17 protein-coding genes are annotated in these 21,776 nt (G+C 64.9%); 5 read left to right on the top strand and 12 right to left on the bottom strand.

Translation table 11 applies throughout. From position 1 onward, the window contains the following. Nucleotides 1–259: 259 nt before the first annotated feature. The 3 genes from ACCQ06_RS05900 to lpxH all read left to right on the top strand — a co-directional run bounded on the left by ACCQ06_RS05900 (nt 260) and on the right by lpxH (nt 2,857). A complete protein-coding gene (locus ACCQ06_RS05900; RefSeq protein ID WP_104617035.1) occupies nt 260–1,396 on the top strand; it encodes a glycosyltransferase family 4 protein in 1,137 nt (378 codons plus the stop codon). Beyond that, nucleotides 1,377–1,919: a phosphatase PAP2 family protein gene (locus tag ACCQ06_RS05895; RefSeq protein ID WP_104617036.1), complete on the top strand. Its 543-nt coding sequence runs from the start codon at nt 1,377–1,379 to the stop codon at nt 1,917–1,919. The genes ACCQ06_RS05900 and ACCQ06_RS05895 overlap by 20 nt, the downstream gene beginning before the upstream one ends. A 194-nt stretch (nt 1,920–2,113) precedes the next feature. After that, nucleotides 2,114–2,857, top strand: a complete 744-nt coding sequence (lpxH, locus tag ACCQ06_RS05890) for a UDP-2,3-diacylglucosamine diphosphatase (RefSeq protein ID WP_104617037.1) — start codon at nt 2,114–2,116, stop codon at nt 2,855–2,857. Nucleotides 2,858–3,279: 422 nt separating this feature from the next. Here the strand turns inward: lpxH and ACCQ06_RS05885 are convergent, their stop codons facing one another. The 12 genes from ACCQ06_RS05885 to ACCQ06_RS05830 form a co-directional block, all read right to left on the bottom strand. Then, nucleotides 3,280–3,699, bottom strand: coding sequence for a hypothetical protein (locus ACCQ06_RS05885; protein ID WP_228323999.1), 420 nt, complete (start codon nt 3,697–3,699; stop codon nt 3,280–3,282). A 148-nt stretch (nt 3,700–3,847) separates the two neighbouring features. Beyond that, nucleotides 3,848–5,101, bottom strand: a complete 1,254-nt coding sequence (locus ACCQ06_RS05880) for a zinc-dependent metalloprotease (protein WP_228324000.1) — start codon at nt 5,099–5,101, stop codon at nt 3,848–3,850. 809 nt (nt 5,102–5,910) lie between these two features. Further along, complete coding sequence (locus tag ACCQ06_RS05875) at nt 5,911–6,834, bottom strand: IS110 family RNA-guided transposase (RefSeq protein ID WP_316691011.1); 924 nt, start codon at nt 6,832–6,834, stop codon at nt 5,911–5,913. 528 nt (nt 6,835–7,362) lie between these two features. Beyond that, a complete protein-coding gene (locus ACCQ06_RS05870) occupies nt 7,363–8,169 on the bottom strand; it encodes a ferritin-like domain-containing protein (protein ID WP_104617652.1) in 807 nt (268 codons plus the stop codon). Further along, nucleotides 8,166–8,723, bottom strand: coding sequence for a hypothetical protein (locus tag ACCQ06_RS05865; RefSeq protein ID WP_323706992.1), 558 nt, complete (start codon nt 8,721–8,723; stop codon nt 8,166–8,168). The genes ACCQ06_RS05870 and ACCQ06_RS05865 overlap by 4 nt, the downstream gene beginning before the upstream one ends. 22 nt (nt 8,724–8,745) lie before the next feature. Then, nucleotides 8,746–10,212 carry an amidophosphoribosyltransferase gene (gene purF, locus ACCQ06_RS05860; protein WP_055846019.1) on the bottom strand — a complete coding sequence of 489 codons (1,467 nt, stop codon included), beginning with the start codon at nt 10,210–10,212 and terminating at the stop codon, nt 8,746–8,748. 30 nt (nt 10,213–10,242) lie between these two features. After that, complete coding sequence (locus ACCQ06_RS05855) at nt 10,243–10,998, bottom strand: CvpA family protein (RefSeq protein WP_316692505.1); 756 nt, start codon at nt 10,996–10,998, stop codon at nt 10,243–10,245. Between the two features lie 226 nt (nt 10,999–11,224). Then, nucleotides 11,225–12,289, bottom strand: a complete 1,065-nt coding sequence (locus ACCQ06_RS05850; RefSeq protein WP_316691006.1) for an SPOR domain-containing protein — start codon at nt 12,287–12,289, stop codon at nt 11,225–11,227. A 67-nt stretch (nt 12,290–12,356) separates the two neighbouring features. Further along, entirely contained in the window at nt 12,357–13,556 is a 1,200-nt protein-coding gene (folC, locus tag ACCQ06_RS05845) for a bifunctional tetrahydrofolate synthase/dihydrofolate synthase (RefSeq protein ID WP_372365765.1), read from the bottom strand. Nucleotides 13,557–13,785: 229 nt separating this feature from the next. After that, nucleotides 13,786–14,334, bottom strand: coding sequence for a hypothetical protein (locus ACCQ06_RS05840; RefSeq protein WP_316692504.1), 549 nt, complete (start codon nt 14,332–14,334; stop codon nt 13,786–13,788). A 191-nt stretch (nt 14,335–14,525) separates the two neighbouring features. Then, nucleotides 14,526–15,170 carry a histidine phosphatase family protein gene (locus tag ACCQ06_RS05835; protein ID WP_005993981.1) on the bottom strand — a complete coding sequence of 215 codons (645 nt, stop codon included), beginning with the start codon at nt 15,168–15,170 and terminating at the stop codon, nt 14,526–14,528. Nucleotides 15,171–15,553: 383 nt separating this feature from the next. Beyond that, nucleotides 15,554–17,635, bottom strand: a complete 2,082-nt coding sequence (locus ACCQ06_RS05830) for a phosphocholine-specific phospholipase C (protein WP_316691001.1) — start codon at nt 17,633–17,635, stop codon at nt 15,554–15,556. A 104-nt stretch (nt 17,636–17,739) separates the two neighbouring features. Between ACCQ06_RS05830 and ACCQ06_RS05825 the strand changes: the two genes are divergently transcribed. Both ACCQ06_RS05825 and tdh read left to right on the top strand, forming a co-directional pair. Beyond that, a complete protein-coding gene (locus ACCQ06_RS05825; protein ID WP_316690999.1) occupies nt 17,740–20,154 on the top strand; it encodes a TonB-dependent receptor in 2,415 nt (804 codons plus the stop codon). Nucleotides 20,155–20,732: 578 nt separating this feature from the next. Beyond that, nucleotides 20,733–21,767 (top strand): L-threonine 3-dehydrogenase, encoded by a 1,035-nt coding sequence (tdh, locus tag ACCQ06_RS05820; RefSeq protein ID WP_193552432.1) that lies wholly within the window; start codon nt 20,733–20,735, stop codon nt 21,765–21,767. Nucleotides 21,768–21,776 lie beyond the last annotated feature (9 nt).

Raw genomic sequence — 21,776 nt, 5'->3', positions numbered from 1 at the left:
TGCGGCCTCAGGCGGGAATTGGGAATGGGGATTCGGGAATAGTCGACCACGGGGCTCTGAGAAGTTTCTGACTGGTGGCGATTGCGCTGACGAGTGCAGCACGCTGCCTTTGCGATTTGCGATTCCCCATTCCCCATTCCCCATTCCCCATTCCCCATTCCCCATTCCCCATTCCCGGCTCCACTGTCACTGCCACGTCTTGTCGGCGCAACATCAATGCCATCGCCCTGCCGGAAGCTAGCGAAAACGGGAGAGCGGCATGCGCTACGCGATCGTTACCGAAACCTATCCCCCAGAGGTCAACGGTGTTGCGCTGACCGTCCATGGCCTGGAAACCGGCCTGCGCGCACGTGGACATCAGGTCGACGTGGTGCGTCCACGTCAGAGCAGCGACACCGGCACATCCGATGCGTTGCTGGTGCGTGGCGCTGCGCTGCCACGCTACCCGGGGCTGAAATTCGGGCTTCCAGCGACCCAGCGGCTGATCCGTCATTGGCGAACGACGCAACCGGATGCGATCTACGTGGCCACGGAAGGCCCGCTGGGCTGGTCGGCGATGCGGGCGGCACGCAGGCTGGGCATTCCGGTCGCTTCCGGCTTCCACACGCGCTTCGACGAATACCTGCCGAACTACGGTGCCGCCTGGCTGCAAGGCACCGCGCTACGCTGGATGCGACGCTTTCATAATCAGGCCGACGCCACGCTGGTGCCGACGCGCGAGCTGCAACAGTTGCTGCGCGACGACGGCTTCGAACGTGTGCAGTTGCTGGCGCGCGCGGTGGACAGCCAGCAGTTCGATCCGGGCCGTCGCGATCATGCGCTGCGTGCCGAATGGGGTATCGAAGGCGACGGCTTTGCGGCGATCTATGTAGGACGGATCGCCAACGAAAAAAATCTGCCATTGGCGGTGCAGGCGTTTCGCAAGCTGCAGCAGATCCGCCCGAAAGCGCGCTTTGTGTGGGTCGGCGATGGCCCGGCGCGCGAGAAGATCGCGCACGAGAATCCCGATTTCATCTTCTGCGGTGTGCAGCGTGGCGATGCATTGGCGCGCCACTTCGCCAGCGGCGACCTCTTCCTGTTCCCCAGCCGCAGCGAGACCTTCGGCAACGTGACTCTGGAAGCGATGGCCAGCGGCGTGGCGACGGTCGCCTTCGACTATGGTGCCGCCCGCGAATATCTGCGCAACGACCGGACCGGCGCGGCGGTAGAGACCGATGCAGACTTCATCCAGGCCGCCGTCACGCTCACTCAGGACGACGCGCTGCGCCAACGCCTGGGTGCGGCAGCGGCGCAGGCGATGAAAAAACTGCATCCGGACAATGTGGTGTCCGACTTCGATGCCTTGTTGTTGGGCATCACTGCGGCACGGGGGCGTTATGTCGTCAACGCGGCTTGAGGTCTGGCGTGGCCACGAAGCGCGCTGGTGCCGGCGCGCCAACCATTGGTGCCGCCGCCACACGGTGCGCCGCACCTTCGCCACCATCAGCCGCCTGGGCGATGGAGTGTTCTGGTACAGCCTGATGGGCCTGCTGGTGCTGCTCGACGGCATGGACGGCGTTCGCGCCTCGGCGCACATGGCGGCCACCGGCGTGCTCGCCTTGACCCTGTACAAGGCGCTCAAGCGCTGGACCCGCCGCCCGCGCCCGTATGCGGCCGATGTGCGCATCCGCGCCTGGGTGGCACCGCTGGACGAGTTCAGTTTTCCCTCCGGCCACACCTTGCACGCAGTCTCCTTCAGCATCGTGGCGCTGGCGTATTACCCATGGCTCGCACCGTTGCTGGTGCCCTTTTCGGCATGCGTGGCGCTGTCGCGCGTGGTGCTTGGGCTGCATTACCCCAGCGATGTGCTGGCCGCCACGGCGATCGGGGTGGTGCTGGCGAGTCTGTCGTTGTGGGGGCTGCCGGCGCTGATTGGGTAGCGCTGTGTCGAGGCATTGCGCTGCGCGCGCTTGCGTGGCTTCGCCCCCGTCTCCTCATCGTGATTGCGCGGCACAGAACACTCCAGGCCGACTGGCCTGCACAGGCATGTACCGCTGCGATGCGGTGATCGCCCGCTTACGCCATCGCAGTTCCCGCGCCTCGCCATCCGGCGGTCCGGCCTTACAATGGCGCGATGACGACACTGTTCATTTCCGACCTGCATCTGGATCCGGCCCGGCCGGCGATCACCGCGCTGTTTCTGGAGTTCCTGCGGACGCAGGTGCCCGGTCGCGATGCGCTGTACATCCTTGGCGATCTGTTCGAGGCCTGGATCGGCGATGACACGCCGTCCACCGCAGCAGATGAGGTGGCGGTGGCCTTGCATGCGGTGGCCGATGCCGGCGTCCCGGTCTTTTTCATGCCGGGCAACCGCGATTTCCTGGTGGGCGATGCCTATGCGCAGCGCGCAGGCTTCCGCATCCTGCCCGACCCCACCGTGATCGATCTCTACGGCCATACGACGCTGCTGATGCACGGCGACCTGTTGTGCACCGACGACACCGCCTACCAGGCGTTTCGCGCGCAGACGCGCGACCCAGCGTTTCAGGCGCAGTTTCTGGCGCAGCCGCTGGCAGCACGCGTGGCGTTCGCGCAGCAGGCGCGTGCGGCCAGCCAGGCCCGCTACGCCGAACTCAAACAGGGCGACCAGGCGCAGCTCGAAACCGTCACCGACGTGTCGCCGGCCGAGGTGGAAGCGACCTTCGTGCGGTACGGGCTGGATCGCATGATCCACGGCCATACCCATCGCCCTGCAATCCACACCCTGCAAGCCGGTGGCAACACCTGCACGCGCATCGTGCTGGGCGACTGGTACGAGCAAGGTTCGGTGCTGCGTGTGGATGCCGATGGCGTTGTGTTGGAGCAGTTGCCGCTGTAGATCCGGCGCGCGCAGCTGCAACTACGTGCCGGGATTGCGCCGCGGTGAGTCCTGACACCGCCGGTTGTGCGCGCGGCGCCGCTGTTATCCGCATCGCAGGCCAATCGTGACTCATGCTTCGCAAGCACGACAGCGTGCCACCGGATACCGGCAAGGACGTTCGGTAAGGCCAGCCAATGAAGAGCGCGCTCAAAACGACGCAGCGCGCGCGTTCTGCATTTCAATCCCAGTGTCGCAACGAGTCCACCCGGCATCGGACATATCGATGAATCGCGCTGTTGAAGGGCCACACTTGGCGACACTCATCGACAACCGATGCCGCTAGCAATAGCGCGCTTTGGTGCGGAAATCCTCAATTCTCAGCGCTCGGCGGCAACCCAACGCGGGCGCGCACTCCTGCCTGGCCAAACCACTTCAACGCGTCACTGCATGCTGCGCGCACGCTCGGCGTAGTCGACGAAATCCGCATTGACCACGTCGTACCAGAACAGCGTGCCGTCGGCCTGGACGCGGAAGCGGTCGCGCACCGGGCTGGTCTGCGGGTCGCCTGGGCAGCCGTCGCCGTGGCGTTCGTGCACGGCAAATTCAAACACGTCCGGCGATGGCGGATCGGCCGGTTCGGCCATGATGCTGATGCAGTTATCCGAGTACACCTTGTCGCTCTGCAAGCGCGTTTCGAGTACCTGCAACGCACGCGCTTCGGCAGTGTTTTCGGCGGTCGGCGCTGGCGCCGCAACTGCGGGCTTGGGTGGAGTGGCGGCGGGCTCGGCAGGTTGCTGTTTGCATCCGGCAACTGCCAGCGCGGCCAGGCACAGCAGCGCATAACGCGAGGACATGGACATGAGTGCTCCGCTGACGGGACGTGGCCGGCAAGCGCCGACGGTGCGTCTAGTCTGCGCGATCACCGCGCTCGGGTGTAGCGCGATGGCCCGACACCTGCCGGTGCCGGGCCATCGCAATCACACAGGGAATCGGCGGAAACCGCAAAGATCAGCGGAAGCCGGCGATCGTGGCCTTGGTGTTGACCAGCACGCGCTGATTGTCGGCGGTGCTGGCATTGCCCATGGGCACGCCGTTGTAGCTGATGTTGGGGTTGGACCAGTAGTTCAGCCGCGGGCAGCTGCTGCTGCAGTCGTAAGCCATGATGGTGCGCCAGCTGTTGCCGTAGCGATAACCGTGGCCGTAGGCGTATGGCGAGGTGCTCGGGTCGTTGGTGGCATCGTGGCGGGCGCTCTGCAGATGGCCGATTTCATGCGCAAAGCTGTAGTAGCCGGTGGCGCAATCCCAGTACACCGATGCGAAGGCGCTGGCGGCCGTGGAGCCGATGCCCGACGCCAAGCCGCAGTAGCTGCTGTTGTCCAGCAAGATCACGCCTACATCGGCGGTGTAGGTGTTGCGGCTGGTGTGGATGCTGTCCATGTAACCATCGTTGGTCACGCGGAAGCGCTGCAGGTCGGTGGTGAAGTTGCCGGTTTCGGTGTAGCTGGTGGTCTCGTACCGCGCCAGCTGCAAGGTGATGCCGACATTGCTGTTGATGTAGCCCTGGTTGGCTTCGGCCACCGCCAGTTGCACCAGCGACTGCATGTTGCCGCCGTAAGCGGTTACCGCCTTGTTGGTGGCCACGACCAGCACGCGGATGGTGGCCGGGCTGCCGGATGAAGCCGCCGCCGCGGTCACGCGCCCATCGCCAGGCATGTCGAACTTGGGCAGCAGGCTGTATTCGGCCGGATGCTCCTGCGGCATGCGCTGCTCGTCGACCTGCACCAGTACATGGCGGCCATCGGCCAACGGACGCAGGCGATACAGCTTGCCGGCGTAGCGGATGGTGCCGGTGACGGTATCGCCGCTGCGCACCAGGATAGCCGAGTTCAATGGGTCCACGCCGGACAAGGTGCGTGCACGGGTGCCGGCGCGCGGGCCGAGGTTGCCGTACCACACGCTGTCGCCGCCTTCCAACGCATCCACCTTGGCCTGCGTGGCGGTGATGGTCTGGCCATCCAGCTGCAATTCCAGCAGTTTTTCGCCGGCGGTCACCGCGGCGGCATCGAGCTGCACCACCTGTGCGTTGGTGGTGGACGGGGCGCTCAACAGGCGTTGCAGCGAGGGTTCTGCGGTGGCGGTTGCCGCGGCGCTGCGGCTGAGCGCCGGGCCGGTTTGGTACAGGGGCTTGCCGGCGGCGGCGGCCGACCCGGCCAGGCACATGGCGATCAGACCCACCGTGGTGCACATCGACTTCGACTTCATCGTCTCTCTCTCCTAAGACATGGAAGCAACGGGTGCGAAACACCGGGCCCCTGTCCCCGGGACGCCATTAGGGCGCCCCGTAATGTACCGAATGCAAGTTGTTGCAAAAGAAAATTACATTTCTGTGATGCTTGCCGATGACTGGATGCGATTCCGGCGCGCATGCGCAACGACGTAGCGCACAGTTCCGGTCGCAAGGGGTGTCGGCGATGTGCGCGGTGTGCTGCATCGCGGCGGTGAGGGGCAGCTGGTTCACGCAGGTGCATCGACAGACCGAGAGTCGGTAGCACATCACTGCGTGTCGATCAGCCGGGTGTCGGTGTTGTTCGGCTGGGCCTACATCACGTGGGCATGCCGGGTGCCGGGTGCGCCTTCTGCAGCCATCTGTCTCTTGTTCGCGGCGTCTTGTCAGCCGCTCTAACAGCGAGGGAGCTCTCCGCTATTTTGGGAAGCTTGGGTGCTTTGACTGTGTCGATTGCGGAGCGCTTGATCTGCGCTTTATCTGCAGGTCCCTTGCCCGCCCACCATCGCGGGACGCGCCGTGAATCCATCCCTGGAGCTCTCCCGCTGTCTTGGGAAGCTTGGGTGCTTTGACTGTGTCGATTGCGGAGCGCTTGATCTGCGTTTTATCTGCAGGGCCCTTGCCCGCCCACCATCGCGGGACACGCCGCAAGTACGTCCGTGTAGCAACTGTGTTGGTCAGGACCTCAATCCGCGACCGTTGATCGGTTTCCTTCGGGCGTGTTCATCGGTAGGTGCCGGCCGCTGGCTGGCACGCTTTTGCGGTTACTCACGGCCGCCGAGAGCGCTCAGGCGGGGTGCATGGCGGCTCTTTGATCGCGCACGCGCGCATTGAGGATGACCAGCATCTTGCGCATCACCGCCACGAGGGCGACCTTGCCTTCCTTGCCGCGTGTGCGCAGCGATCTGTAAAAATCGCGCAGACCTGGCTCGTGCCGAGCCGAGGACATCGCCGCCATATACAGCGCCTGCCGGATATCGGCTCGGCCTCCGCCGATCCCCCGTTTACCACGCATCGCGCCGCTGTCACGCGAGAGCGGGGCAACGCCAACCAATCGGGAGATTTGCTTTCCGCTGAGCGTCCCAAGCTCCGGTAACCGGGACACCAGCACGGCCAGCAGCACCGGACCGACCCCTTTGAGCGTCTTCAACGCGGCCAGGTGCGGTTGCTCGATGAGCAGCGTCTTCAGCTGCCCGGCGATCAGGTTGTCTAGCCGCGCCACGCTGCGCACAAGCTGGTTCACGTTGCCCTGCAGGATCTTTCGTAGCGCTTTTTCCGCAACCTGCAGCAACTGCTGCCTTGCTGCTTTCAGCAGTTCGACCAGTTGCCGACGGGCACGTACATGCTCGCCCAGATCGCGCTGCCAGGGTTCCAGTGGAACATACCGATGGAGTTCCATCTTCTCGGCCATGCAGGCCAACATGGCCGCGTCCAGCCGGTCAGTCTTGGCCAGTCCCAAACCGTTGGCCAGGTTGCGTGCCCGTTGTGCATTGACGCGCGCTACCGGCAGTGCGGCGTGATGCAAGGCATCCAGCGCTGCCAGCTCGTAGCCCCCGGTCGCCTCCAGCACCACCTGCCGCACCGACAGCGTCTTCAGCCAATCGACACGCTTCCGATGACCGCCTGCGGTGTTGGTGAACTGACGGGTTTGGCCTCGAAAAACCGCAACGTCCAGAAAGTGTTTGCACACATCGATCCCGATTCCGCTCATGGGAAATCTCCGCTAGGCTAAAAATGTCGAGAGCTCCCTCGCTTGCCCAGTCTTATCGTTTCGAGTGTCAGCTCGGGCAACTGTTCGGGCGAATCAAGGGAGAATCCGGCGTGGGTACCAAACTACATGGCGATCGCTGAGATCCAGGCTCTGACGGCAGCCCACGCCGGCTCTCGACACCTAAACTGCCAGATTCCGAACAGATAAGGCTCTTACGCGGCATCCATGCCGCGTAAGGTCCCGCGACGGTGAGCGGACAAGGACCAGTCGTGATGGTCGGTGTGTCTGGTTTTCAATCGAGCAATCGAACAAGGCCCTGGTGCGGTGTCTTCAGCGCTTACGGGCTCCAGAGGCGGCAGCGATGGGATTCACGGCGCGTCTTCCGATTGGTGAGGGCATTGCGACATCGACCAGCGCAGCCTGCGAAGCTCCGATGACGCCAAGCGCACGTAACGCACCACTCTGCGGCCAGTGCCCGACCAGGCATGTGTGTGTTCCACTCCACAACAGCACGATCAACCCACTGACTCAGCCGGCCTGCTCCACCAGATCGGCCAGCTCGTCTTCGTCGAAACCGGCAAGCAGCCGCGCCTGCAGATTGAACGGGCCATGCAGGTAGCCGCCGGCGTATTCGCGCAGCAACGCCTTGAAGCGTGCCCGTGGTTCGATACCGGCCTGTGCGCAATACCATCGGTACCAACGCGAGCCGGCGGCCACGTGCGCCACTTCCTCGCGCAGGATGGTCTCCAGCACCTCGGCCGTGGCGGCATCACCGAGCGAGCGCAATTTGACGATCATCGCCGGTGTCACGTCCAGGCCGCGCGCTTCCAGCACTCGCGGCACCAGTGCCATGCGCGCCAGACCGTCATGCGCGGTTTTCTCGCACATTTCCCACAAGCCGTTGTGCGCGGCAAAGTCGCCGTAGTCGTGTCCATGCGCCTGCAGGCGCGCGCGCAGCAGCATGAAGTGGCGGGATTCGTCGTCGGCCACCGCCACCCAATCGGCATAGAACGCATCGGGCAGGCCGCGGAAGCGATAGACCGCATCCCAGGCCAGGTCGATCGCATTGAGTTCGATATGCGCAATCGCATGGATGAAGGCCGCGCGCCCTTCCACCGTCCCCAGTCCACGCCGCGGCAGCTCGCGCGGATGCACCAGCACCGGTGTGGCCGGCCGGCCGGGCATGCAGATCGGCGCAGGTGCTGGAGCGGCCGCATTCATCAGCAGCCCGCCATCGCGAAACGCGGCGGCGTACTGTTGCGTCAACGCGACTTTTTGCAGCGGATCGGCAGCATCCAGGCAGGCGCGTGCGGCGTCGAACAGATCGGTGATCACGGCGCCTGCCGCACCTGTTGCTGACCCAGTGCCGCGAGCGATGCGGCACGCACCCGCTCGCAGGCGTTTGCCTTGATCCGTAACTCGCAAGCGGTGCGTTTGGCACACACAAGCGCGAACAGTCGCGTGCGATCGGCCGGTGCAGGCGCTGGCACCGATGACGACAGCGCGCCCGGGCCGCCCGCGCCAATACCGATACCGGCACCGAGCAAGCGCGCCTGGTCGCTGCGGCAATCCACCGCGCACGTCCATTCCGCCAAATCCGCTGGCGCAGCGCCTGCGGCGGCTGCCTCGCGCAGGCGCACAACAACAAGTGACTCATCCACGCGCGTGGCGCCGGCAAGATCCAGCCGTTGCGCGCCGGCAGGCGTGGCGAATACGGGGGCCAGTGCGGCCTGTTGCTGCCAGTCCAATTGCATGTCCAGTGTGGTGCGCAGCGCAACAGGCACTTGCCCGTTGCGCAGGCGCGCATCGTCCACGGTGCGGATCGGTGCAGCGCCATCGGCAGCGCAGCTCGCCAGTAGCGTCGCCATCCCGGCCGCGACTACAGCCAATAGCGCGCTGCGCCGTGACAACTCAGGCGCGGCGACGCTTCTTGGCATCGTCCGAGCGCAGTTGCTGGATGCGTTCGAAATAGCCCGGTTCGATGCCGGTGATGTACTCGCCGTTGAAGCACGAGGAATCGAACTGCTTGATGTCCGGGTTGCCTTCGCGCACCGCCACTTCCAGATCTTCCAGGTCCTGGTAGATCAGCCAGTCGCAACCCAGGAATTCCTGGATTTCCAGCTCGCTGCGGCCATGCGCGATGAGTTCTTCGGCGGCCGGCATGTCGATGCCGTAGATGTTGGGATAGCGCACCGGCGGCGCGGCCGAGGCCAGATACACCTTGCGCGCGCCGGCATCGCGCGCCATCTGCACGATCTGCCGGCTGGTGGTGCCGCGCACGATGGAATCGTCCACCAGCAGCACCACGCGGTTGCGGAATTCCAGGTGGATCGGGTTGAGCTTGCGACGTACCGATTTCTGCCGTTCGCCCTGCCCCGGCATGATGAAGGTGCGGCCCACGTAGCGATTCTTGACGAAGCCTTCGCGATATTTCACGCCGAGCACGTTGGACATTTCCAGCGCCACATCGCGCGAGGTGTCCGGGATCGGAATGATGGTGTCGATGTCGTGATCCGGGCGCAGGCGCAGGATCTTTTCGCCCAGCTTCAGGCCCATGCGCATGCGCGCCTTGTGCACCGAGATGTTGTCGATCATCGAATCGGGACGCGCGAAGTACACGTACTCGAAGATGCACGGCGCATTGATGGTCGGGGCTGCGCAGACTTCCGAGAACAGCTCGCCGCGCGCAGTGATCACCATCGCCTCGCCGGGACGCACGTCGCGCACGCGCTGGTAGCCGAGAATATCCAGCGCCGCCGATTCGGAGGACACGATGTATTCGGTGCCTTCGGCGTGCTCGCGCTTGCCCAGCACCAGCGGACGGATGCCGTGCGGGTCGCGGAACGCCACCAGGCCCAGACCCAGCACCACGCTCACCACCGCATAGCCGCCCTTGCAACGACGGTGCACGCCGGCCACCGCGCGGATCGCCGCCTCGGGAGTGAGCATGCGCTGCGCGTCCAGCTCGTAGGCGAACACGTTCAGCAGCACTTCGCTGTCCGAATCGGTGTTGATGTTGCGGCGGTCGGCTTCGAACACCTGCTGGCGCAAGGCCTCGGTGTTGATCAGGTTGCCGTTGTGGGCCAGCGCGATGCCGTAGGGCGAATTGACGTAGAACGGCTGCGCCTCGTCCATGCCTTCCGAGCCTGCGGTCGGGTAGCGGCAATGCGCGATACCGACACGGCCTTCCAGCACCGCCATCTTCTTTTCGTCGAACACATCGCGCACCAGGCCATTGGCTTTTTGCACGCGTAAGCGCGTGCCGTCGGCGGTGGCGATGCCTGCGGCGTCCTGCCCACGATGCTGCAGGACGGTCAGGCCGTCATAAAGTTGCCCGGCGACGTTCTGGTTGCCGACAATACCGACGATGCCACACATGGTGCGCGTTCTCCGCTGCGGCTTGCGCCGTTACTGTGAAGGTGGCCGTGCCTGGCCTTGGGATTCGACCCGAGCCGGGTCGCTTTCTCCGCCGCGAACCTGCGCCGGATCGATATTGGCCGGCATCGCCTGCGCCGGATCGCGTCCGTCGCTGGCGGCGTTGCCGGGTTTGCCGGGTTTACCGAGCGCCCGCGACACGGTGTCGCTCAAGCCGGACCCGGACAGCATTTTGCCCAGGTCGGTATTATCGCCTGTCGAAGGCAACTTCCCCAACTCCGTGGGCAAGTTGCCGAGTTCCATGGATGGCATGTCCATCGATGGCATGCGCCAGGCCGGCAGTTGCGCTCGCATCCAGCCGGCGCCGGGCTGCAGGATCGGCAACAGCACCGATTGCCGCCACGCCGGCTCACGCGGCAACGGCGTAAACCCCATCAGCAGCACCAACACGCTGGCCAGAAACCCGCCACGCACCACGCCCAGACCGAACCCGAGCATGCGGTCGGTCCCGCCGAGCTTGACCGCATCCACGCCGGCGCGAATGACCATGCCGATCACCGCCACGCTGATCAGCACACCGACAAACACCATGGCATAGCCACCGAACGATTCAGTGGCCGACGGATGCTTGCCATCGGCCAGCCAGCGCGCCGCCGAGCCGCCAAACAAAAACGTGGCCCAGCCCGCCAGCAACCACGACAAGGTGCCGACCACGATCGCGACAAAGCCGCGTAGCAAGCCCAACAGCGCCGACACCAGAATGATGACGCCCAATACCATGTCGATCATTGGCGAGGTCTCCGCGCGGCGCATGCGCCGGTCCAACGTGGCTTGCTGGTCATTGCCTTCCCCTCCGTGGGCGTGAGGCTGTCGAAATTGCGGGTGTGGCCGAAAGACGCCAGCGCCGATCATCCGCCACTGCGACGCCTACAACATGTGGACGGGACGCGTGGCTCACACCGATTCGCACTGCTGTCGCGCTCGCTGCGTGGCGGCGCGACGCGTTGCGCTCATCTCAAGGATGCGGACGCACCATGCCGGAAATGCCGACCTTGGCCGCAACCTGTGCGCGCAACTGCTCGGCATCGCCACGATTGGCGACCGGGCCGACGCGCACGCGGTTAAGCGCGCCCTTGTCGGTACGGACCTGCTCGACAAAGGCGCTGAAGCCGGCAGCGCGCACGCGGTCGCGCAGGGCATTGGCGTCTTCGGCGCGGCCGAACGCGCCCAGCTGCACGGCAAACCCGACGCCACTCGCGGCAGGCGCCGCCGGCGCGGTGGGTGCGGCGGCAACGGGCTTCGCAGGCTCGGGCTTGGCCGGTTCTACCTTGGCGACTTCCGGCTTGGGCGGTGCCGGTTTGGGCGCTTCGGCCGGCTTGGGAGCAGCGGCGACCGGCTTGGCCGGCTCCGGCGGCAGGCTTTCGATCTTGGGCGCGGCAGGCGCGCTGGCAGCGGCCACGCTGCTGCTGGGTTTTGCGGCCGACGTGGGCGTTGGCGTCGCAACCGGCGCCGGTGCGGCGGCATTGGCGTCCAGCGTCACCACCTGCGCATTGACGTCGCCGCGCACCTTCACTGCCTGCAGCCTGGCCGACTCGGCCTGGGCCTGATCGGCATACGGGCCCACGCGCACGCGCCAGGCGGGGCGGCCATTGATCTGGGTCTTCTCGCTGAAGCCGGGCAGCTGCGCCTGCTTGAGCCGCGCGATCACCGCATCGGCGTCGGCGCTGGTGGCATACGCACCAAAATTCACTGCGTAGTTGCCGGCCGCCACGTCCGGCGCAGACGGCGCGCTGCTGGGGTTCGCCAGGTCGGCTGCGTCCGGGTTGTCTTGCACCGCCGCAGGAGCGCTGGGGGCACCAGCCATGCCCAGCGCACCACCCGCCGGCGCATTGCCAGGGGTGACCAGCGGCAATTCGCGGGTTTCGAACTCGCCATTGCCGGGCGCGGCAGGCGCCTCCAGCGGCACATCGGCGACGCCGCTGGACGGCGCAGGGCCCTTGACCAGCATCGGCAGGAAGATCACGGCAAGCGCCACCAGAACGATGGCGCCAATCAGTCGCTGTTTCAGAGCAGTGTCCACAGTAAAGAGAGCTACAGGCGTGGCGGGGTGCCGCGGCGATTATAAGGCCGGCGCCACCTCGCCGACCCTAGTGGGCTGAACGAAGTGCGTTCAGCGCGTCGGCAACGGTATGAAACGAGCCAAACACCAATACGCGGTCGCCCGGGTTGGCCATGGCGAGCACCGCATGCACGGCGCTGGCGACGGAGTCATGGCATGGCGCCTGCGCAGCACTCGTGCCTTGCAGGCGGTGCCGCAGAGCCTGTGCAGACTGGCCACGCGCACCCTGCAACCCGGCCAATGCCCACTGATCGACCTGCGCAGCCACCGCCTCCACCACCGCCGAGACGTCCTTGTCTGCCAGCGCCGCGTAGATCGCATGCGTGGCGCCAGCAATCGGCTGCGCGCCGAGCGCCTGCGCCAGCGCGCGCGCGGCCTGCGGGTTGTGCCCCACATCCAGCAACACTTCCACCCCGGCGACGTCGCTGCGCTGCAGGCGCCCCGCCACCTGGGCATCGGCGATGCCCCGCGCCCAGGCAGTCTGCGGCAGCTCCACCTGCAAGGCCTGCAGCGCGGCGATGGCGGCGGCGGCATTGGCCAGTTGCACGGGGGCCTGCAATGCCGGCATCGGCAGCTCCAGGTGCACCGCTACATCGCGCCAGCGCCAATGCTGTGCGTCGATCGGCTCGAAGAAATAATCGCTGCCGGCGCGGATCGCGTTGGCACCAAGTTGGTAGGCGCGACGCAGCACGCTGGAGGGCGGGTCGATCTCGCCCAGCACCACCGGCTTCCACGCGCGGATGATGCCCGCCTTCTCGGCGCCGATCGCCTCGCGGTCCTCGCCTAGCCAGTCGGTGTGGTCGATATCCACGGTGGTGATTACCGCCACATCCGAATCGATGAGGTTGACCGCATCCAGGCGCCCACCCAGGCCGATTTCCAGCACCGCCAGGTCAAGTTCGGACCGCTGAAACAGCCACAGCGCCGCCAACGTGCCGTATTCGAAATAGGTCAGCGGCGTCGTGCCACGCGCCGCCTCCACTGCCGCAAAGGCGGCGACCAATTGCGCATCGTCTGCTTCATGTCCCTCGATGCGCACACGCTCGTTGTAACGCAGCAGATGCGGCGACGTGTAAGCGCCCACCTTCCACCCAGCGGCGCGGCCGATCGCCTCGACAAAAGCCACCGTCGAGCCCTTGCCGTTGGTGCCGCCCACAACGATGACATGCTTGGCCGGCGCCTCGATCTGCAGCCGCGCAGCCACCTCGCGCACGCGCTCCAGCCCCATCGCAATGCTGCTGGGGTGTTGCTGCTCGATGTAGGCGAGCCAGTCGGTGAGTGTGGTGGGAGTGGTCACGGGGTTACCTGGAGTTTTGCAACCGCCATTATCGCGTTTTCACCATGCATCCAGAAAATCGGCTTGCTGTCCGATGCTCTGCGTAGCGTAGCTGAACTGATTTGACGGAACTGGCATGCGGCGGGCGCGGGCGTGACGAGAAAGCAAGCTTCCTTGCTGCTTATTGTGGTCCGTAGATTTTGCTGACACGTGAGCCTAAGAATGAGCGCTCGCCCTTCAATGTCACCGCAATCTGCTGATCAGGATAGCGCAGGTAAGATACTTCATTGATGCACAGATAGTTTGGAAATGCATGCTCCACTGGCCCACCCCGCAACTGATACTTACATCCCGCACTCGACTGGTAATACGTCTGCATGACATAGGCCTCTTCAAACTCACTACCAAAAGTCAACGTCAATAGCCAAGGCAAGGTTTTTGCCAGCAGCAACCAAAATAGAAATCCCATCATCACCGGCATTCCGAAGAACATGGCCACTTTGGTAACCCTCCCTTCGCCATCAAGCTCGAGCGACAAACCGAGACGACGGTTACGCCTGTGAAGCAGCATAGTCAGCAGGATCCCGACCACTAAGGCGGGCCACTTCCAATAACGCCCCTGTAGAAATTCGGCCGGGATGAATTCAGTGAACAGGCTCAGCAAAATGAGTCCCATCATCACGAATATGGAAGCCACTTTCAGTAACGCAAATAGCTTTGGCTTCGGCATCACCAAAAACCCTTCGGAGGCATTATCAAATAACCCGAACAAAACAGAACAATGAAGAGCTGGACTCGGCTCAACCAACATTCCACAGGCGATGCAAGCGGCAATACACCGGACCTAGACAAACCACGCATGCCTGGGCACCGAGAACGCCGCAACACGCTTTCATGAGGGCAACGCTGTCGCTGCTAAAGCTACAGCGCCCGATGCTTGGCTTCCCCAAAGAACGGGGTGTGGTGCGCGCAGTCGTTGAGGCGGACTACTTCCAGATGATCCACGTCGTCGCCTTCGAGCAGGTTGAGCGTGGTCGGAGCCTGGCGGAAGCTCCACAGCTTGGACAGCGGCAGGCCGAGGATCTTGCACAGGATCACGCGGTTGACCGCATCGTGCGCGACCACCAGCAAGGTGTCGTCGGCGCCCAGGCCATCGGCCGCGCGTGCCAGGCCGCGCCAGCTGCGGTCCAGCACCTGACGCAGCGATTCGCCGCCCGGCATCAGCACGGTGTCCGGCTCTTCGCGCCAGGCGCGCAGGCGCGCGGGGTCCTTGTCGTTGATCTCGCTGGCCAGCAGGCCTTCCCACTCGCCGTGAGCGATTTCCTGCAGGTCCGGATCGGTCTGCAGCAGGCTTTCGCGCGATGCGCCCAACGCAGCCTTGGCAGTGGCCTGCGCGCGCGACAGCGGCGAGGCGACCGCACGGGTGATCTGCAACGCCTGCAGCCGCTCGCCCAACGCACGCGCCTGGCCTTCGCCAACCGGCGACAGCGGAATATCGATCTGGCCCTGGTAACGGCCTTCGGCGTTCCACGGCGTCTCGCCGTGACGAGCAAGCAGGATGCGCATGCGCTGAGAGTTCCTTGGGGGAGGGGGCGGCACGCCGCGGCGAAACCGGACCGCATCATAACCGCTCCCCGCCCCTTCCCTCTGCGCTTCAGTGCACGCCCTGTTCCCTGCTGACCGCCGCGCGGCCGTTATGCACCCCTTTGAGCCTGTACACCCTGCACGGCTGCGGCTGTGCGCTTCCGATCCTCGGATCCTGGTGAACTTGTCGAGGCCGGCAGCGGTGCCGGTGCGTTCAACCTGGAGATCGGCCGCTGTGTGCCGGCGTCACGCGCGATGCAGCGAACAGCACTGCCACGCTGGGCCTGCAGCCCTTGCGCGCAGTACGCCACCCGATACGGCAGGGCGCTGTTGCGGGCCAATATCCGCCACTCTGCGAGGCGCACTCAGACGCGACCGAACACCGGATCGCTGTGGCTGGGCTTGCCGGTTTCCAGGTGACCGGCCAGACGCCGCCGGAACGCGCCGGCCGGTTGCTCCACGACCACGTCGTACCAGTGGTCGCTTGCGGCGAGCGGCAACTGCAGTGTCTGGCGCTGACCTGCAGAAAGTTGCAGCGCGCGCGGGCTCGGATCTGCGTAGTCCAGCGCACGCAGTTGCAGCGTACAAGGCTGTTGTCCGGCGTTACCGATCTCCAGCACCAGCGTGCCGCCGTCCTGGCGCGCTTCGAGCCAAGGTGCAGCAGCAGCTTGCGGTGTCGTAGCCAGATCGCCGGCAAATTCGCGCAGGAATCCGTTCGGCCCGTGCACGCGCAGCGCATATGCGCCGTCGTGCGCGGCACCCACCGGAACGTCATCGAGCCGGGTGCCAGGCAATACCGTGTAGTACCAGGGCCCGCCAGTAGGCGCGCTGGTGTAGACATTGAATGCCGCCGCAGCCGTCCCGGTGTTGACGAATTGCAACTGCAGCGCGCCATCGTGCTGCACGCGTGCGTGCACCTGCAAGGCATACGGCAAGGCGCGCGCCGGGCGTTGGCCGGGCTCTTGCCGTGGCATGACGGCGTTGGTCGGCGGCACCGGCAATGGTTTGTTGCGTAACGCCGCCGTACGTGCGCGGTAGTCGCCGATGGACGGCAATGCGCTCAGTGCCGAATCGTCCGGCTCGCGGAAATCGAACACACTGGTGAGATCGCCACTGACCGCCCGACGCCACGGGCTGATATTCGGCTCGGCCACACCGAAGCGACGTTCCAGCAACCGCAATACCGAGGTGTGATCGAACACCTGCGAATTGACCCAGCCGCCACGCGTCCATGGCGAAATCACCAGCATCGGCACGCGGATGCCCAGGCCTACCGGCACGCCGTTGTAGGCCTCGCCGCGTACATCGACATTGCTGCGGCCCATGCGCGCGTCCAGCGCCGGCAATGGCGCCGGCACATGATCGAAAAAACCGTCGTTCTCGTCGTAATTGATGATCAAGGCTGTTTTCGCCCAGACCTGCGGATTGGAGGTCAGCGCATCGATCAACCGCGCCACCAGCGATTCGCCGTAAGCCGGCGGCGCTTCGGGATGTTCGCAATATGCGGTGGGCGGAATGATCCACGACACCTGCGGCAAGCGATTGCCCTGCCCGTCGGCGGCGATGGCGGCAATCAGGTGGTCGGCCTGGGTGCTGGCTGCATTGTCTGCGGTGGATCCGGGCACACAGGCACGCGCGCGGCGATAACGTTCGTCAGCTGTGTCCAGTCCTCTGTAGTGCGCAAAATACGCCAACGAGTTGCAGCCGAAATTGTCGTATTCCTGATACACGCGCCAATCGATGCCGGCCGCCTGCAAGCGCTGCGCATAGGTGGTCCAGCCCATCGCCGCGTAACCGGGTTTGTCGCGCGCCATGTCGGCGGTCCAGTTGCCGTCATCGGCGTTGTCGGCCACCTGCGCGCGGGTATCGCCCACGCTCAGGCCGCTGGTGCCGGTGAACAGATACATGCGATTGGGATTGGTCGGCCCGTGCATCGAGCAGAAATAGCCATCGCAGATGGTGAACGCGTCGGCGAGTGCGTGGTAGTACGGAATGTCGTGACGTTGGAAGTAGCCCATCGTCAACTCGCCCTTGTAGGGCACCCACGCGTCGTATTCGGCCCAGCGCGCCGGGTCCTGCCCGTGGCCGGCTTTCCACGAATGATCCAGGCTTTTGATCAGCGGCGCGCTCGTGGTTTGCGCATCGAAGGCAAACGGCAGCAGCCGGCGCCCATCGGCTGCCGGCTGACTCCACACCGGGTGGCCATCGCGCAACTGCAACGCACGCGGATCGCCGAACCCGCGCACACCGCGCAGCGTGCCGAAGTAATGATCGAACGAGCGATTCTCCTGCATCAGGATCACCACATGTTCGATATCGCGCAGCGTGCCGGTCCGCGCATTGGCCGGCAGTGCCAGCGCGCGACCGATCGACGACGGCAATGCCCCGGCGGCGGTGAGCGCAGCAACGCGCTTGAGGAAATCGCGGCGCGAAGAAGATGACGTCATGACAAAAAACCCTGCAAAAGTCGGTGACGCGCAACGCACGCGGCGGCCGCACACGACACGTATAGCGGGCCTACGCGACAGTTTTGCGACAGCCACCGTCATCAATGTTTCATGAGCCATTGACACCCTGCGTCGCGAAACGCCGGTCTTGCACCGTGCGTCCGCCCTCAGCCGTGCTCGAACAGGACTCCCCCATGACTCCCGCCCGTCGTTTCCATGTCACGCCACTGGCACTCGCCCTCGCCGCGCTGCTTCCCGTTATTGCGCACGCCACCGATCCGATCGCTGCCAGCGTGGCGGACGCACCGGTCACGTCCGCCGATGCGGCCGGCAACGCGACTCAGCTGGATGCGATCAACGTGGTCTCGCAAGGCAGCACGCGGCAGGTGCAGCGCATCAGCCGGCAGGACATCGAGCAGCTGACACCGGGCAGCAGCGCCTTCAAGGCGGTGGAAAAACTGCCCGGCGTGCAGTTCCAGTCCGCCGATCCGTTCGGCACCTACGAGTGGTCCACGCAGGTCACCCTGCATGGCTTCGACCAGAGCCGCCTGGGCTACACGCTCGACGGCATTCCGCTGGGCAACATGAGCTACGGCGTCACCAACGGCCTGCACATCACCCGCGCCATCATTTCCGAAAACCTCGGTTCGGTAGAGATCGCACAAGGCGCCGGCGCACTCGGCACCGCGTCCAACACCAACCTCGGCGGCACCATGCAGTTCTACTCCGCCGACCCGCAGACCACGCCCGGCGCGCGGCTGGTGCAGACGGTGGGCAGCGATGCCACGCGACGCACCTTCGTGCGCGCCGACACCGGCGATCGCGATGGCTTGTCGGCGTACCTGTCCTACGCCAATGCCACCACCGACAAGTGGAAAGGCTTCGGCGATCAGCAATCCGAACAGGCCAACCTCAAGACCGTGTACCAATGGGGCGACGGCAATCGTCTGAGCCTGTTCCTGGATACCTCGCGGCGCAAGGAATACGACTACATGGATCTGTCGTTGACCAGCCAGCGCGCACTGGGCTGGGACTACGACTACCTGCAACCGGATTGGGCCACCGCGGTACAGATGGCACGCGCCTACCAAAGCACCGGCGCCACCAGCGGCGTGGCCAACGGTTACCCGCAATCGCTAGCCGGATTGCCCAGCGATTACAGCTGGCTCGATGCCAGTTACTACGCCGGCGGCGGCCTGCGCCGCGACAATCTTGCCGGCCTGTCGGGCACGTTCGTGTTCGGCGGTGTCACGTTGGATGCCACCGGCTACTACCACGCCAATCGCGGCGAAGGACAGTGGGTCACGCCGTATGTCGTCACCTCGGCGCAGATTCCGGTGTCGATGCGCACCACCGACTATGGCCTGGACCGTTTCGGCGGTACCAGCGCACTGAAGTGGTCGTGGGGCACTCACGATCTGGAAGCCGGCGTGTGGGCCGAGAATGCGCGCACCACGCAGGGCCGCAACTACTTCGCGCTCGGCAACGAGGGCTACACCTCGCTGTACAACGTGTACGAAGCGCAGACCCCGTTCCGCCGCGACTTTCTGCAGCGCTACACCACCCAGACCCGCATGCTCTACGTGCAGGACACCGTGCGTTTGCTCGATGACCGCCTGACGTTGAACTACGGCGCAAAGGCGCTCAACACCACCACGCGCGCGCAATCGCTGGTGCCCACCACATCACTGGCGCAAGGCCGCATTCGTGCCGAAGACAGCTTTCTGCCGCAAGTCGGCGTGAACTACAAACTCGACGAACGGCAGGACATCTACGCGTCCTACAGCAAAAACATCGCCGCCTTCGGGTTCACCCCGTTCGCCACCTCGCAGGCCGCGTTCGATCGCAGCCGCTCCACGCTGGAGCCGGAAGAGTCGCAAACCGTGCAGATGGGCTACCGCATGCAGGACGAGCAGTTCCAGCTCTCGGCCGATGCCTACTTCACCAAGTTCTCCAACCGCCTGCTGACCACCTCGCCGTGCACTGCGGTGCAGACCTGTGCATCGATCCTGAGCAATGTCGGCGCGGTGCATAGCGCCGGTGCGGATCTGGCGGTGATGTGGCGCCCGACTGACGGCCTGAGCTGGTTGAACTCGCTGTCGTGGAATCGCTCGCGCTATCAGGACAATTACCTCAACAACGGCGTGGTGGCGACCTCGGGCAAGGACGTGGTTGGCATCCCGGCGCTGATGTTCTCTTCCAGCGCCAGCTACCAGCTGGGCAACCTGCGCCTGGATCTGGACGGCAAGTATGTCGACAAGCGCTACATCACCTTTCTCAACGATTCGCAGGTGCCCTCGTACTGGCTGTTCAACGCCGGTGCGCGCTACGACTTCGGTCGCGTCGGCGGCGTGGCGGATATCGCGCTGGCGCTCAATATCACCAACCTCACCGACAAGCGCTACTTCGCCAGCACCGGCACCAACGGCTACGTCGCTTCCGATCCGGACGGCTACAACCAGACCATGGTGGTCGGCGCCCCGCGCCAGTACTTCATGAGTCTGGACGCGAAGTTCTGAGCAGCCCTGCAATCGCCGCTCTCCCGCTGGGGAAGCGGTTGACGGGCGCCAAGCGAGGGCGCATGGCAACGCGGTTGTGTGGCTGACTGCCTCGGTGCCTGAGGCGGCCCTCATCCGGCGCTGCGCGCCACCTTCTCCCGCACGCGGGAGAAGGCATGCGAACGATCGCCTGGCGTCTTGCGCAGATCCGCCGCTGCCCACCCCGACCCAATCCTTCTCGCCTTCTCGCCTTCTGGCCTGCGGGCCTTGTCGCCCTCTCGCCTTATCGCCTCCTGGCCCTCTCGCCTGCGGGCCTTCTGGCCTTGTCGACTTGTCGACGTATTCGTTTTCTCGTCGTGCTCTGCTTCTCTGGCATCCCCGCCCTTCCCCCGCCAGCGGGGGAAGGTGCCCGCAGGGCGGATGGGGGCAGCAGTGGTCAGCCAACCCACGCATGCGGCCCCCGCCCATCCAGCGCCGCCCTCGCCACCACTCACCCGAACGGCAGCCATCACTGCAGACCGGTTCTTGCACCGCCGCATGGCAGCCACCTCGCCCCGCATATAATCAGCAACTTACTTTTACTCAGCAGGCCCCGCCAGATGGCGCAGACGATGAAGGCGCTGGTCAAGCGCGAAGCGAACAAAGGCATCTGGATGGAGCAGGTTCCCGTGCCCACGCCTGGCCCCAACGAGGTGCTGATCAAGCTGGAAAAGACCGCCATTTGCGGCACCGATCTGCACATCTACCTGTGGGACGAATGGAGCCAGCGTACCATCACGCCTGGCCTGACCATCGGCCATGAATTTGTCGGCCGTGTGGCCGAGCTCGGTTCGGCGGTCACCGGTTACCAGGTCGGCCAGCGCGTCTCGGCCGAAGGCCACATCGTCTGCGGTCATTGCCGCAACTGCCGTGGTGGCCGCCCGCACCTGTGCCCCAACACGGTAGGCATCGGCGTCAACGTCAACGGCGCATTCGCCGAATACATGGTGATGCCGGCGTCCAACCTGTGGCCGATTCCGGACCAGATCCCCTCCGAGCTGGCCGCGTTCTTCGACCCGTACGGCAACGCCGCGCATTGCGCGCTGGAGTTCGATGTCATCGGCGAAGACGTGCTGATCACCGGCGCCGGCCCGATCGGCATCATTGCCGCCGGCATCTGCAAGCACATCGGTGCGCGCAACGTGGTGGTCACCGACGTCAACGATTTCCGCCTGAAGCTCGCCGCCGACATGGGCGCCACGCGCGTGGTCAACGTGTCCAACACCTCGTTGAAGGAGGTGATGAAGGACCTGCATATGGAAGGCTTCGACGTAGGCCTGGAAATGAGCGGCAACCCGCGCGCGTTCAACGACATGCTCGATTGCATGTACCACGGCGGCAAGATCGCCATGCTCGGCATCATGCCGCGCGGCGCCGGCTGCGACTGGGACAAGATCATCTTCAAGGGCCTCACCGTGCAAGGCATCTACGGCCGCAAGATGTACGAGACCTGGTACAAGATGACCCAGCTGGTGCTGTCGGGTTTCCCGCTGCAGAAAGTGCTGACGCACCAACTGCCGATCGACGACTTCCAGAAAGGCTTCGACCTGATGGAAGAAGGCAAGGCCGGCAAGGTCGTGTTGAGCTGGAACTGACCGAGCGGC

The organism is Xanthomonas sp. NCPPB 4467 (assembly GCF_041475665.2).
Lineage (GTDB): Bacteria > Pseudomonadota > Gammaproteobacteria > Xanthomonadales > Xanthomonadaceae > Xanthomonas > Xanthomonas dyei.
This window is presented reverse-complemented; position numbering and strand designations above follow the sequence as displayed.

What these genes read in the sequence shown, in the direction of transcription:
- ACCQ06_RS05900 (WP_104617035.1), top strand. Translation starts at nt 260, where the DNA reads ATGCGCTACGCGATCGTTACCGAAACCTATCCCCCAGAGGTCAACGGT.
- ACCQ06_RS05895 (WP_104617036.1), top strand. Translation starts at nt 1,377, where the DNA reads ATGTCGTCAACGCGGCTTGAGGTCTGGCGTGGCCACGAAGCGCGCTGG.
- lpxH (WP_104617037.1), top strand. Translation starts at nt 2,114, where the DNA reads ATGACGACACTGTTCATTTCCGACCTGCATCTGGATCCGGCCCGGCCG.
- ACCQ06_RS05885 (WP_228323999.1), bottom strand. Translation starts at nt 3,699, where the DNA reads ATGTCCATGTCCTCGCGTTATGCGCTGCTGTGCCTGGCCGCGCTGGCA.
- ACCQ06_RS05880 (WP_228324000.1), bottom strand. Translation starts at nt 5,101, where the DNA reads ATGAAGTCGAAGTCGATGTGCACCACGGTGGGTCTGATCGCCATGTGC.
- ACCQ06_RS05875 (WP_316691011.1), bottom strand. Translation starts at nt 6,834, where the DNA reads ATGAGCGGAATCGGGATCGATGTGTGCAAACACTTTCTGGACGTTGCG.
- purF (WP_055846019.1), bottom strand. Translation starts at nt 10,212, where the DNA reads ATGTGTGGCATCGTCGGTATTGTCGGCAACCAGAACGTCGCCGGGCAA.
- ACCQ06_RS05855 (WP_316692505.1), bottom strand. Translation starts at nt 10,998, where the DNA reads ATGATCGACATGGTATTGGGCGTCATCATTCTGGTGTCGGCGCTGTTG.
- folC (WP_372365765.1), bottom strand. Translation starts at nt 13,556, where the DNA reads ATGGGGCTGGAGCGCGTGCGCGAGGTGGCTGCGCGGCTGCAGATCGAG.
- ACCQ06_RS05840 (WP_316692504.1), bottom strand. Translation starts at nt 14,334, where the DNA reads ATGCCGAAGCCAAAGCTATTTGCGTTACTGAAAGTGGCTTCCATATTC.
- ACCQ06_RS05835 (WP_005993981.1), bottom strand. Translation starts at nt 15,170, where the DNA reads ATGCGCATCCTGCTTGCTCGTCACGGCGAGACGCCGTGGAACGCCGAA.
- ACCQ06_RS05830 (WP_316691001.1), bottom strand. Translation starts at nt 17,635, where the DNA reads ATGACGTCATCTTCTTCGCGCCGCGATTTCCTCAAGCGCGTTGCTGCG.
- ACCQ06_RS05825 (WP_316690999.1), top strand. Translation starts at nt 17,740, where the DNA reads ATGTTTCATGAGCCATTGACACCCTGCGTCGCGAAACGCCGGTCTTGC.
- tdh (WP_193552432.1), top strand. Translation starts at nt 20,733, where the DNA reads ATGGCGCAGACGATGAAGGCGCTGGTCAAGCGCGAAGCGAACAAAGGC.